Source organism: Streptomyces abyssomicinicus (assembly GCF_008974245.1).
Classification (GTDB): Bacteria; Actinomycetota; Actinomycetes; order Streptomycetales; family Streptomycetaceae; genus Streptomyces; species Streptomyces abyssomicinicus.
In genome coordinates, this window is the sequence record NZ_BBZI01000008.1 from 673,636 (window position 1) to 686,902 (window position 13,267).

General features: G+C 72.9%; 9 protein-coding genes. 1 reads left to right on the forward strand and 8 read right to left on the reverse strand.

The window, feature by feature from the left end; all coding sequences use genetic code 11:
• Window positions 1–9: 9 nt before the first annotated feature.
• The 5 genes from GBN72_RS19955 to proB all read right to left on the reverse strand — a co-directional run bounded on the left by GBN72_RS19955 (window position 10) and on the right by proB (window position 5,240).
• Window positions 10–1,173, reverse strand: a complete 1,164-nt coding sequence (locus tag GBN72_RS19955) for an SCO2583 family membrane protein (protein ID WP_151773193.1) — start codon at window positions 1,171–1,173, stop codon at window positions 10–12.
• An 84-nt stretch (window positions 1,174–1,257) separates the two neighbouring features.
• The gene (locus GBN72_RS19960; RefSeq protein ID WP_151773194.1) at window positions 1,258–1,974 is read right to left on the reverse strand and encodes an SCO2584 family spore wall biosynthesis protein; all 717 of its coding nucleotides are present in this window, start codon (window positions 1,972–1,974) and stop codon (window positions 1,258–1,260) included.
• A 124-nt stretch (window positions 1,975–2,098) separates the two neighbouring features.
• Window positions 2,099–3,403, reverse strand: a complete 1,305-nt coding sequence (locus GBN72_RS19965; RefSeq protein WP_151773195.1) for a glutamate-5-semialdehyde dehydrogenase — start codon at window positions 3,401–3,403, stop codon at window positions 2,099–2,101.
• Between the two features lie 67 nt (window positions 3,404–3,470).
• Window positions 3,471–3,938, reverse strand: a complete 468-nt coding sequence (locus GBN72_RS19970) for a DUF8830 family protein (protein WP_151773196.1) — start codon at window positions 3,936–3,938, stop codon at window positions 3,471–3,473.
• A 195-nt stretch (window positions 3,939–4,133) separates the two neighbouring features.
• Complete coding sequence (proB, locus tag GBN72_RS19975) at window positions 4,134–5,240, reverse strand: glutamate 5-kinase (protein WP_151773197.1); 1,107 nt, start codon at window positions 5,238–5,240, stop codon at window positions 4,134–4,136.
• A gap of 286 nt (window positions 5,241–5,526) precedes the next feature.
• Between proB and GBN72_RS19980 the strand changes: the two genes are divergently transcribed.
• Complete coding sequence (locus GBN72_RS19980; protein ID WP_246212693.1) at window positions 5,527–7,542, forward strand: CDP-glycerol glycerophosphotransferase family protein; 2,016 nt, start codon at window positions 5,527–5,529, stop codon at window positions 7,540–7,542.
• A 182-nt stretch (window positions 7,543–7,724) separates the two neighbouring features.
• Here GBN72_RS19980 and GBN72_RS19985 read toward each other — a convergent pair whose 3' ends face one another.
• The 3 genes from GBN72_RS19985 to obgE all read right to left on the reverse strand — a co-directional run bounded on the left by GBN72_RS19985 (window position 7,725) and on the right by obgE (window position 13,182).
• On the reverse strand, window positions 7,725–9,734 hold the full coding sequence (locus GBN72_RS19985) for a hypothetical protein (protein WP_246212660.1): 2,010 nt from the start codon (window positions 9,732–9,734) through the stop codon (window positions 7,725–7,727).
• 201 nt (window positions 9,735–9,935) lie between these two features.
• Window positions 9,936–11,435, reverse strand: coding sequence for a bifunctional cytidylyltransferase/SDR family oxidoreductase (locus GBN72_RS19990; RefSeq protein WP_151773199.1), 1,500 nt, complete (start codon window positions 11,433–11,435; stop codon window positions 9,936–9,938).
• Between the two features lie 307 nt (window positions 11,436–11,742).
• Entirely contained in the window at window positions 11,743–13,182 is a 1,440-nt protein-coding gene (gene obgE, locus GBN72_RS19995; protein ID WP_151773200.1) for a GTPase ObgE, read from the reverse strand.
• Between the last annotated feature and the right edge of the window lie 85 nt (window positions 13,183–13,267).

The following is a 13,267-nucleotide window of genomic DNA, read 5'->3' on the forward strand; positions in this document are numbered from 1 at the left end:
CGGGCGGGGTCAGAGCCTGGGCATCGCGGCCGGGGAGAGTGTCCCGCACAGGCCCGTCGGGCTCGCCGCGCGGTACGGGTCGGTGCCGGGCGGCGGCGCGTCGTCGGCGCGCTGCCCGGCCAGCAGCGGGCGCAGCACCTGGTCGGGGTCGCCGGTGCAGGACAGTGGTCCGGCCTGCACCGAGGCGGACACCACCTGCACCTGCCGCAGCCGCAGGTTGTCCGGGTCGAAGCGCATCCGCACCTCGCGCCGCACGGTGAACAGCGAGACGCGGTCCCGCTTCCCGTCGGCCTTGTCGGCCTTGTCTGCCGTGTCTGCCGTGTCGGCCTTGTCGTCCCCGGCCCCGGCCCGCTCGCCGGCCCCGGTGAGGGCGTAGACGAAGACGTGGTCGGCGACGACCTCCAGGGTGGTCGTGTTCCGTTCGACGACCTTGAGCGTCCCGCGCGCCCGGACCTCCGGGTCGGCGAGCCGGACCCGCGTGGGGTCGAAGCGGACCAGCCAGCCCAGCGGCGCGGAGGCGTCGGCCGCGGCGTCGCTCCCGCCCGCGTCACCGCCCGTGGTCTCGCCCATGCTGCGGTCGAACTGGTCGAACTGGTCGGGGTCGAGCAGCACCCGCACCGGGCGCGTGGCGTCGCCCATCAGCACCTTCGGGTCGAGCGAGGAGCCGACCACGTAGTCCCGGGCGGCGGCGAGCGCGGCGATGACCTGGCCGTCGGAGAAGTGCTCGGTGCGCCGGGCCGGTGGCATCGTGACGGCCTTCTCGCCGGTCTCGAAGCCGCGCGCCGGGCTCGCCTCGTAGAGCCGCTCGGCCTCGGCCGCTCCGGGGACGGGCACCCTGGGGGCGAGCGGGACGACGGTGACCCGTACCGGCTCGGTGTCCCGGTGGGCGGCGGGCGGCGGGTGCGGCGAGCGCATGCCGAGGTAGACGGCGGTCACGAAGGCGATGGTGACGAGGAGGGCCAGCACCAGCGCCTGGCGGGAGAGCCGGTGGATTCCGCTGGGCCGGGGCCGCACCGGCGGGGCGTGGTCGGTGAGACGTTCCTGCGCGCTGTATTCCTGGAGGCGGGCAGCCTTGACGAACGATTCGTCGAAGACGACGGATCGGTACTCGTCCTCGCTGCCTCCCGCGGCCCCGTCCGGTGTGCCGTCGGGTGGCTCTCCGGGCCCGCCCATACTTTCAGAGTGGGTTCTGCCGCCTCACGGTAAACGCCCCCGTCCGAGCCATCTGCGGGCCGGTGACGGCCCGGCGCGGGGCCGTCAGGGCGCGGGTGCGGAGGCGCGCGGTACGGCCGGTGCGGGCGGCCTGGAGTACTCGGCGGAGGCCGACGGGCCGACCGCGGTGTCCGGGGCGGGAGCGGGCGTGGGGCGGGTGGAGACGGGCGGCGGGACCTGTCCGGTCTGCCCCGCGGCGCCCCGCTGGACGGCCGTGAAGGCGAGCGCGACCATCCCCATCCCCATCACCAGGGCGAGCACCCAGGCGACCGGCCGGTGCCACCGGCCGGGCCGCACGGAACCGCCCGGACGGCCGAACAGCCCCGGCGCGAAGTCGGCGGCGGCGTCGCCCCCGCGCGGGCCCGGACCGCTCGGGTCCTGTCCGGTGCGGGCGACGTGGCCGGCCGGGTGGCCGCCGGGGTCGCCCGGGCGCGTCGGGTCCCCGGCGAGGTGGCCGTGCGTGAGGGGGTCGTGGGCGAGGCCGAGGTCGTCGGGGCGGGGCGCCTCGTCGTGCCGGTCGTCCTCGGGCCGGGGACCGCCGGCCCGGGCCCGGCGCGCGGCCTCCGCCTCGGAGGCCTCCGCGCGCGCCTGGGCGGCCGCCACCAGCCGCTCCACGGCGGTCGGCTCGTGGACCGGGGCCGCCCGTACGAAGTCCTCGTCGAAGACCACGGGGGCGAACTCGTCGTCCGGCGTCCCGCGGTTCTGGTCGTCGTCAGGCCCTCCGCCGTCAGGGAACGGCGTGCCCCCCACGTCCTCCGCCACGGCACCAGAGTAGACGTGCCGGGTCAATTTGGGCAGAGCGTACGGAAATTCGGCGAAGGGCCGGTGCCGGTCCGCGCGCCGCGCGCGGGTCAGAGGCCACGGGTCAGGGGTCGCAGGCCACGGGTCAGGGGCGGACGTGCCCGTCGCCGGTGACGATGTACTTCGTGCTGGTCAGCTCCGGGAGGCCCATCGGGCCGCGGGCGTGCAGCTTCTGGGTGGAGATGCCGATCTCCGCGCCGAAGCCGAACTGGCCGCCGTCGGTGAACCGGGTGGAGGCGTTCACCGCGACCGTGGTGGAGTCCACCAGCTGGGTGAAGCGGCGGGCGGCCTGCTGGGAGGTGGTGACGATCGCCTCGGTGTGGCCGGAGCTCCAGCGGCGGATGTGGGCGACGGCCGCGTCCAGCGAGTCGACGACGGCGGCGGCGATGTCGTAGGACAGGTACTCGGTCTCCCAGTCCTCCTCGGTCGCCTCGACCACGGTGGCCTTGGTGTCCGCGGCCAGCTCCAGCACCCGCCCGTCGCCGTGCACGGTGACCCCGGCGCCGGCCAGAGCCTCGAGGGCGCGCGGGAGGAAGGCGTCGGCGATGTCGCGGTGGACCAGCAGGGTCTCGGCGGCGTTGCAGACGCTGACCCGGTGGGCCTTGGAGTTGAGCAGGATCTCCACCGCCGTGTCGAGGTCCGCGTCGGCGTCGACGTAGACGTGGCAGTTGCCGGTCCCGGTCTCGATCACCGGGACGGTGGACTGCTCGACGACGGTGCGGATCAGCGAGGCGCCGCCGCGCGGGATGAGCACGTCGACCAGGCCGCGGGCGCGCATCAGCTCGTGCACCGACTCGCGGCCCTCGCCCGGCACCAGCTGCACCGCGTCGGCCGGCAGTCCGGCGCCCGCCACCGCGTCGCGCAGGACGGCCACCAGGGCGGTGTTGGAGGAGTAGGCGGAGGACGAGCCGCGCAGCAGCACCGCGTTGCCCGACTTCAGGCAGAGCGCGGCGGCGTCGACCGTCACGTTGGGGCGGGCCTCGTAGATGATGCCGACCACGCCGAGCGGTACCCGGACCTGGCGCAGGTCGATGCCGTTGGGCAGCGTGGAGCCGCGGACGACCTCGCCGACCGGGTCCGGCAGCGCGGCGACGTCGCGCACGTCGGAGGCGATGGCGCGGATCCGCTCCGGGGTGAGGGTCAGCCGGTCGATCACGGACTCGGCGGTGCCGGCCTCGCGGGCGCGGGCCACGTCCTTCGCGTTGGCCTCGACGACCTCCTCGACGCGGGCCTCGAGGGCGTCCGCCACCGCGTGGAGGGCGGCGTCCTTGCGCGAGCGCGGGAGCGGGGCCAGGTCGGCGGCGGCGGTGCGGGCGCGGCGGGCCACGTCCGTGACGGTGGGCTCCGTCGGCTCCGTGGCGGCTGCGGTCGTCGTCGTGAGCGTGCTCATACCGCGAAGGGTAGCGCCGCGGAGCCCGGTGCCGACGGGCGTTCCACCTGCCGGGCGGCTCCGCCCCTCAGAACGGGTGGACGCCCATCCGGGTGGCCGGCGGCGGGCCCTGTCCGGCGGCCACGCGCTGGTGGTAGGTCTCCCGGTCGACGACCTCCAGTCCGACGATCTCCCACCGCGGCAGGTTGGCCGTACGCCGGTGCTCGCCCCACAGCCGCAGTGCCACCGCGGCCGCGTCGTGGAGGTCGCGGGCCTCCTCCCAGTAGCGGATCTCCGCGTGGTCGGTGGCGTACCGGCTGGTCAGCAGGAAGGGGTGGTCGTGGGCCAGCTGTTCCAGCGCCCGCCGGACCTCGGGCAGCGGGACCTCCGCGCCGGAGACGGAGAGGGTGACGTGCCACAGGCGCGGCAGGTCCTCGGGGACGGGCGGCCCGCCCTGGAACCGGTCGTCGGGCGAGACGCTGGTGAGGCCGCGCCGGGCCGCCGCTCCCCCGCCGGCCGGGCGGGGCGCCGCCGTTCCCGGGCGCACTCGTCTCACAACGGCCTCCTTCACACGGCGCTCACGGTGGTCGCCCGGCGTCTGCCACGGCGTCTGCCCGACACCAGTGCAGCAGGCGACGGCGCTCCGTGGGGCCGTTTTACGGAACGTCCCCCGCCGGACCCCGGCCACGACGGGGGCCACGACGGGGGTCGTGACGGCCGGAATCCGGCACCGTCCCGGCGCCGCAGCAGCTCAGCGCCGCAGCAGCACCAGGTCGTCCCTGTGTACGACCTCTCGTTCGTAGGCGGGGCCCAGCTCGCGTGCCAGTTCCCTGGTCGACCGGCCGATCAGGAGGGGGATCTCCCGTGCGTCGAAGTTCACCAGGCCGCGCGCCACGGCGTGCCCCTCGACGTCCCTCAGCTCCACCGGGTCGCCGGCCTGGAACTCGCCCTCGACCCCGGCGATGCCCGCGGGCAGCAGTGACGTCCGCCGCTCCACCACTGCCCGCACGGCGCCGTCGTCGAGGGTCAGCGCGCCCTGCGGGGCGGAGGCGTGCTGGAGCCACAGCAGGCGGTCGGCGGACCGGCTGCCGGTGGCGTGGAAGTAGGTGCCGGTGTCGCGGCCCCTCAGCGCGTCGGCGGCCCGGCTGGCGCTGGTGAGGACCACCGGGATGCCGGCCTCGGCGGCGATGCGGGCGGCCTCCACCTTGGTGACCATCCCGCCGGTGCCCACACCGGCCTTGCCGGCGCTGCCGATCTCCACGCCCTCCAGGTCCTCGGGTCCCCGGATCTCGTCCAGCCGGGACGTCCCGGGGCGCGACGGATCACCGTCGTACAGGCCGTCGACGTCGGAGAGGAGCACCAGCAGGTCGGCGTGGACCAGGTGGGCCACGAGCGCCGCCAGCCGGTCGTTGTCCCCGAAGCGGATCTCGTCCGTCGCCACCGTGTCGTTCTCGTTGACGACCGGTACGGCCCCCATGGCGAGCAGCTTGTCGAGCGTCCGGGCCGCGTTGCGGTGGTGGGCACGCCGGCTGGTGTCGTCGGCCGTCAGCAGCACCTGGCCGACCCGCACGCCGTACCGCGCGAAGGACGCGGTGTAGCGCGCCACCAGCAGTCCCTGCCCCACGCTGGCGGCCGCCTGCTGCCGGGCCAGGTCCCTGGGGCGGCGCCGCAGTCCGAGCGGCGCGAGCCCCGCGGCGATGGCTCCGGAGGACACCAGGACGACGTCCCGCGCACCGCCGTCCCGGGCCGCCGCAAGGACGTCGACCAGGGCGTCGACACGGTCGGCGTCCAGACCGCCGTCGGCCGTGGTCAAGGAGGAGGACCCCACCTTGACGACGATCCTGCGCGCCGCGGTCACGTTCTCCCTTGCCCCTGTCACCTTGCCGTCGTCCCCTCACCTGTTCTCGGCTGCCCGCCCGGCAATCTACGCGACCCGGGCGGACCGATGCGCGTGCGTTCCGCTCCCCGGGCACTCCCGGGTCGTTCCCGGGTCACCCGCACGCGCCCGGGTTCCGGCCGCGGTGGCTCCACGGCGTGTCGTCGGAGCGTCCACGCGCGTTGTACCTGAGTCACGCACACACCACGTTCGCGCAGTCCATTGGAGTGACGCAGTGCTCACACCCGTCCCCCGTCGGCAGACCGCCGTGAGAGGCGTGATCATCGCCGTGTCGGCGGTGTCGTTCGTCCTGTCGGCCGTCGCGGCCGTCGTTCCGAACGTGCCCGCGATGATCGCCACCACCGTCGTCTCCCTTGCCGTCGAGGGGGTCCTGTACCGCTGGCAGCGGGGGATGGTCTCGGCCTTCGCCAAGACGCACGCCGACGTCACGGTCCGTCATCTGCTGTGCGACATACTGATCGTCGTCGCACTGGTCCGGGCGCACGGCCAGCGGCAGGAGACCGACCTGGCCGCGCCCCTGCTGGCCCTGCTGGGCTTCTACGCACTGCACTTCCTGATCCAGGCCGTCTCGGTGGTGGTCCGCCGCGCGCGCACCCTGCCGGTGCTCACCCGGAACATCGACGCCTCCGCCCTGCGGCTGACCGCCGCCCCGCCGGCGCTGCTGCTGCGCCGCGCCGGGCACCGGCTGCTGCTCTTCGGACTGCCGGCCACCGCGGGCCTGCTGACCGCCCTCGCGACCGGGGACGCGCTGTGGGGCGTCGCGGGCGCCGGGGTGTCCGTCGCCCTGGCGCTGGGCGGGCTGGCCGTTCTGGGCAGCCACCTGCTGCCGGGCCGCCGCCCGCCCTCCGAGGAGGCGGTGCTGAAGTGGTTCGACTCCTGGCTGGCCGAGTACCGGCCGACCATCGGCATGTACTTCTCCGGCGGTGCCGCCTCCGCCTACCAGGCCAACATGTGGCTGCAGCCGCTGGCCAGGCTGGACGGGCGTCCGCTGATCGTGCTGCGCGAGCGCTTCATGATGCAGAAGATCGCGGCCACCGACGTCCCGGTCGTCTGTCTGCCGCAGGTCCATCACCTGATGCGGCTGGAGCACTCCACCCTTCAGGCGCTGATCCACCCGTCGAACTCGGGCAAGACCTCGCAGGTGCTGCGCATCCCGACGATCAAGCACGCCTTCGTCAACCACGGCGAGAGCGACAAGCTGTCCTCCTGCAACCCCTACGCCAAGGCGTACGACGAGGTGTGGGTGGCCGGTCCCGAGGCCCGCGAGCGGTACGCGCTGGCGGACATCGGTGTCGACGACCGGGACGTCGTGGAGATCGGCCGTCCGCAGCTGGACGCCGTCGCCGCCCACCGGGGCGCCCCCGAGGGCGAGTACACCGAGGTGCTGTACGCCCCCACCTGGGAGGGCTGGGACGGCAACCCGGGCAACACGTCGGTGATCGCGGCCGGTGAGAACCTGGTACGGGCGCTGCTCGCCGACCCCGGGGTCCGCCTGGTCTACAAGCCGCACCCGCTCACCGGTTCGGTCGACCCGCGGGCCGGCGCCGCCGACCGGCGCATCCGCGAGCTGATCGTGGCCGCCTGCCGGGAGCGCGCCGGTGGCCCTCGTCCGGGTCCGCGGTCCGCCGCCGAGCTGGCCCGGCGCACGGCGGAGCTGGACCGGCTGACCACCTCCGTCTTCCGGGACGCGTCGGACGCCATGGAGCGGATGATGCTCCAGGGCGCCCCGGAGCCGGGCCGTGCCGCCGCGGTCACCGCGGCGACGGCCGCGTGGGTCGAGGCCTACTGGGCGGCCCTGCCGGAGGGGGAGCACCAGATCGTCACGGAGGCCCGCCCCGACGTCCCGGCCTGCTTCAACCGGGCGGACCTGCTGATCAGTGACGTGTCCAGCGTCATCTCGGACTTCATGGCGAGCGGCAAGCCGTACGCGGTGGCCAACACCTCGGGGCTGACCGAGGCCGCGTTCCGCGAGGCCTTCCCGACGGTGCGGGCGGCGACGGTGCTGACGCCGGACGCGGCGGGTGTGCCGGACCTGCTGGAGCGGGTGCGCAAGCCGGAGCTGGATGACCTGCGTGAGGCGCGGGCCGAGCTGAAACTGCGCCTGCTGGGGCCCTCGGAACCGTCGTCGCAGGTTCGGTTCAACGACGCGATGCGGGCGCTGTGCGAGGAGGCGCTGCGGCGCCGGACGACCGGGCAGGAGGGCCGCATCCCCGGGCCGCGGGCGGCGGTCGTCCCGGGGGAGCCCGAGCTGACCAAGGGCTGAGCCCCACGGCGCGCCCCGCGGGGCGCCCGCGGCGCGCACCCCGTGGGGCGCGCCGTGGCGGCCAGGAACGACGTGTGCCCGTTCGTGTCCCCTCCAGGGGGACACGAACGGGCACACGTCGTGGGGTGCGGGCCGTCACCGCCGAGTGGTGGAGCGGCATCCGTCGGATGAGGCCCCGGGCCTCAGTGGGCCGCGGCCTCCGAGGGGGTCTCGGCACGGGCCTGTCCGAGGCTGCGGGCCTCGGCCTTGAGGGCCAGCGCGGCGATCGCCGCGTTGAAACGTTCGAGGGACGACGGCTCGTCGGCGCCGAGCAGGTACTCCTTCAGCTCGACCCGCGCGGCCGCCAGCGTGTCCGCCTCGGGGTCCCGGACCGCCGCCAGCAGCCGGTCCATCTCGGTGGCCTCGTTGGAGAGGATCACCGCCGCGCGCACCGCCGTGTTCTGCCGGACGAACTCCTCGGCCCCCAGCCCCGCGGAGTCCGTCACCGCGTACGGCTTGCCGCTGGCGATGAAGTCGGAGACCACGCTGGAGATGTCGGAGACCATCGCGTCGGAGACGTTGAAGCAGTCGTACAGCCGCGGCTCGGCCCCGGTGATCACCCGGTGCTCCCAGACCGGGAACGACCGCCAGTAGGCGTCGTTCCACTCCTCGCGCAGTCGGGCGATCTCCTCGTAGACCGTGAGGTCGGGAGCGCCGTCGCGGGCCGCCTCCGCCTCGTCCTCCTTCTCCACACCACCGGTCAGCTCGGTGAGCCGGGCCTCTATGCGCGCCAGCTCCGCCCCCGCCGTCTCCAGCGCCGCCTCGTCCCCGCGGAACTGCGGGTCCAGCGCGCGCTCGGCGGCCGCCTTCTCGATCAGCGCGACGATCCGCTCGTGCGCCAGCCGGGCCTGGGTGCTGCGGGTTCCGGTGAAGGGGTGCGGCTTGTACAGCACCCGCACCGGCTCGTCGGCGGCCAGCAGCCGGCGGACGATGTTCTCGCCGGCCGACATGAGCGAGGTGTTGCCCGGGTTGTCGTCCCAGCCTTCCCAGGTGGGCGCGTAGAGCACGGTCGGGACGATGACCCCCTGCCGGCGGCCGGTCCGGATCGGCGCCAGCTGCGGGCGTCCGACCTCCACCACGTCCTCGTCGCGCACCCCGACGTCGGCCACGGCGTACCGGTCGCGCCCGGCCTTGCCGGCCGTCCACACCTCGTCGTACACCTTGCTGTACGGGTTCACGCTGGCGATCTTGTCGCTGTCGCCGTGGCCGATGAAGACGTGCTTCATGGTGGGCACGCGCAGCAGGTGGATGTTCTTGCCGACGTTCGCCGCGTAGAGCGCGACCCGCACCGTGGACAGGTCCAGGTTCATCAGGTGGACGCCGCCCGGTACGCAGATCACGGGAACGGTGGTGGGCGCGAGCCGTTCCATCACGGACCGCTCCCGCAGGATGATCAGCGGACGGGTGTCCAGCCGCTCCATCGTCTCCAGCCACATGTTGACCTGGTACGCCGACTCCTTGGCGCCGGAGAAGTACAGGACCGTCTCCGGCTTGTAGGCGCTCAGCCAGTTCTGGACCGCGGTCAGCACGGCCCGCGGGGCGGGGGCACGGCGCGGACCGACCAGGTACGGCACCATGAGCAGCGTGTAGACGACGCCCAGGCCGAGGGCGGCCACTATGCCGATGCCGCCCCACATGCCGTCGCCGAGGAAGGCCGAGACCAGGCCGCCGACGAACACCGGCAGGTCGAGGTGGAGCATCTTCTCGCCGGAGCGGTGCAGCAGCAGACGCGGCGGCGCGCCCGGCAGCCTGAGGTCGGACGCCAGGGTGATGTTGCGGGTGGCCACCGGCAGGGTGCGGCGGAGCCTGACCATCTTCACCAGCGCGCCGTGGACCGCCTGGAGCCCGTAGAAGGCGATGAAGCAGGCCACCAGCGCGTAGAAGAACACGCCGTAGGCGAGCCCCAGCCGGGCCAGGAGCAGCACCAGGATGAGCTGGCGGACCAGGAAGCGGATGGCCAGTCCGGCGCGCACCACACTCAGACGATTCACCAGATAGCTGTTCCGGTGATGGAGGTAGTGGTCTGCGCCGTAAGTGACGGCTGCGGCAACCGCGAACGCGACGATGTTCGGCAGTAGCGCGGCGATCATCAAAGCGGGAAAGCCCACCACGATGAGGGCGACCGCGGCGACCAGTTCCCCCACGCTGCCCACACGGGCAGTGCGTACGAGTGTGGATATCACGTGTGAACCTGCTCCAGGAGAGGTGCCGGCATGGTGCGTGAACAGCCTTGAGCGCATAACTCCGACAGTCCGGAAAACACCGTGCACATTTTCCGTGTAGTGCTTATTTCGAAATATTAGGCCGTTCACGCATTCGGAGCGGCCTAAATGATTTCTGGTAATTGCGCCCGATTATGCCACGCCGTCGTGCCGGTCCAGGACGCTCGCGAGCGCCTGGTCGAAGCCCGACGCCTGCCCCGCGGCGGCCGTCGGATCCTGCTGCCGCACGTCGATGACGTGCCCCGTGAGGTCGGAGAGCAGCACGTCGAGCGAGGTGCGCGCCACGGCCTCGGAGGAGAGCAGCGATCCCGCGGGCTCCTGACCGAACGCCTTGGTGCGCATGGGGGTGGCCGTCCGCTCGGGATTGATGCAGTTTACCCGCACGCCGTCGACGGCCCATTCGTCGGCCAGCGCCTGAGTGAGGTTCACCACGGCCGCCTTGGTGGAGGAGTACAGGCTGTAGTCGGACCGGCCCCGGGTGTAGCTGCTGGAGGTGTAGAGCAGCAACTGCCCCTTGGTCGCGGCCAGGTACTTGTACGCCGAGCGGGCGATCTGCACCGGGGCCAGGTAGTTGACCTGGAGGGCCTCCATGATGGTCGCGTCGTCCGTCTCGGCCAGCTTGCCGATGCGCAGCACGCCGGCCGTGTTGACCACGTAGTCGATCCGGCCGCTGTCGGCGTGCGCCTTGCTGAGCGCGGCCTCGACGTCCTCGGCCCGCTCCACGTGGGTTCCGGTCGTGGACCGGCCCAGCGCGTACACGGTGGCCCCGTAGCTCTCGGCGAGTTCGGCGACGTCCTTGCCGATGCCGTACGAACCGCCGAAGACCACCATGGTCCTGCCCGCGAGCAGTTCCCGGTAGGCCTCCTCGCCGCTGGGCGCGGGAGCCGCCGTGGAGGCGAGCTGGTAGAGCTTGTCGGCGAGGAAGACGTCGACCGGCTGAGTGACCTTCATGTTGTACTCGTCACCCGCGACCACGTGGATCGGCACGTCCGGCAGGTACTTCAGGACCACCGAACAGTCGTCCGTGGCCTGGAAGTTGGGGTCCTCGGCGGCGACCTCGTACGCCCGGCGGATGGTCGAGAGCTTGAACGCCTGGGGCGTCTGCCCACGCCGCAGCCGCGAGCGGTCGGGGATCTCGGTGATGAACTCGCCGTCCTCGCCGTGGGTCCGCGTGACGATGATGGTGTCGGCGGAGGGGATGGCGACGTCGACCGCCTGGTAGCGGTCCAGCGCGCGGACGCAGTCGTCGATGACCCGACGGCTGATCAGCGGCCGCACCGCGTCGTGGAAGAGGACGTTGAGGTCCTCGCCCTCGGCCAGCCCCTCACCGAGCGCCTCGACGGCTCGACGGGTGGTCTCGCTGCGGGTGGACCCGCCCTCGATGACCCGCTTCACCTTGGTCAGCCCCGCGCGCTCCACGATCCGCTCGATGTCCGCCACGTACCCGGGCGTCATCAGGACGATGACGTCGTCGATGGACTCGGCCTGCTCGAACGTGGTCAGCGTGTGCTCGATGACCGCCTTGCCGGCGATCTTGATGAGCTGCTTGGGGATCTGCAGCCCCACCCGCTGCCCGGTACCTCCGGCAAGGATCACGGCGGTCGTACGACTAGCGGTTATGTGCTGGGACACGAGCAATCCTACCTTGGGCATCAGCGGGCGTTTCCGAGGGCCGAAGCCCCTCCCAACTTGGTACCACATTGCGGGCCGCGGCCCGCTGTCCGGGAGCGCGGTTTTAGATCACATGGCGCGTACGGCGAACAAAGACCATCCGTTCTACCCTCTTGCGCCGTCCGTCCCCCCGCCGGGTTCCGACCGAATGTCGGCAGCGGCACCGGTTGTGAGGTATGGGCTTTTCACGGAGTCACGGCGGGGACCCCGTGAAAAGCCTGTGCGGAAACTCGGAAAACGCAAGGCGACCCGCAATGCCGGGATCGGCCTAGAAAGGCTCGAAGTCCTCGAACTCCTGAGCGGCGTCGTCGCGCTCGGCCTGCCGGTCGCGGCGGCGCTGGGCGGCGGGGCGGGGCGCCTCGAACCGGTGGTCCTCGCCACGGCGGCCGAGCATCTCGGCACCAGCGGTGACCGTCGGCTCCCAGTCGAAGACCACCGCGTTGTCCTCGGGGCCGATGGCGACGCCGTCGCCGACGCGGGCGCCCGCCTTCATCAGCTCCGACTCGACGCCGAGGCGGTTGAGGCGGTCGGCCAGGAAGCCCACGGCCTCGTCGTTGTTGAAGTCGGTCTGCCGCACCCAGCGCTCCGGCTTCTCGCCGCGCACCCGGAACAGGCCGTCCTCCTCCTGGGTGACGGTGAACCCGGCGTCGTCGACGGCCTTGGGCCGGATGACGATGCGGGTCGCCTCGTCCTTGGGCTTGCGGGCGCGGTGGCCGGCGACCAGTTCGGCCAGGGCGAAGGAGAGCTCCTTGAGGCCCGTGCGGGCCACCGCGGACACCTCGAAGACGCGGTAGCCGCGCGCCTCCAGGTCGGGGCGGACCATCTCGGCGAGGTCGCGGCCGTCCGGCACGTCGATCTTGTTGAGGACGACCAGCCGGGGGCGCTTCTCGAGGCCGCCGCCGTAGTTCCTCAGCTCCTCCTCGATGACGTCGAGGTCGGAGACCGGGTCGCGGTCGGACTCCAGGGTGGCGGTGTCCAGGACGTGCACCAGCACGCTGCAGCGCTCGACGTGGCGCAGGAACTCCAGGCCCAGTCCCTTGCCCTGGCTGGCGCCGGGGATCAGACCGGGCACGTCGGCGACGGTGTAGACCGTCGCGCCGGCCGTGACCACGCCCAGGTTGGGGACCAGGGTGGTGAACGGGTAGTCGGCGATCTTCGGCTTGGCGGCGCTCATCACCGAGATCAGCGAGGACTTGCCGGCGCTCGGGTAGCCGACCAGCGCCACGTCGGCGACGGTCTTGAGCTCCAGCACGATGTCCCCGGCGTCGCCCGGCTCGCCCAGCAGCGCGAAGCCGGGGGCCTTGCGGCGGGCCGAAGCCAGCGCCGCGTTGCCGAGGCCGCCGCGGCCGCCCTGGGCGGCGACGAAGGAGGTGCCCTCGCCGACCAGGTCCGCCAGCACGTTGCCCTGCTTGTCGAGCACGACGGTGCCGTCCGGGACGGCCAGGACCAGGTCCTCGCCCTCCTTGCCGGAGCGGTTGCCGCCCTCGCCGGGCTTGCCGTTGGTGGCCTTGCGGTGCGGGGAGTGGTGGTACTCGAGCAGCGTCGTCACCGACTGGTCGACGGTGAGGATCACGTCGCCGCCGCGGCCGCCGTTGCCGCCGTCCGGGCCGCCCAGGGGCTTGAACTTCTCCCGGTGCACGGAGGCACAGCCGTGGCCCCCGTTACCCGCGGCGACATGCAGTTCGACGCGGTCCACGAAGGTGGTCATGGTCAGGTGCCTCCAGTACGCGTAAGTCTTGGGTCGTGCTCAGGTCTTGCCGTGCGCGCCTCGTCCGGTGCGCACGTTCACACAA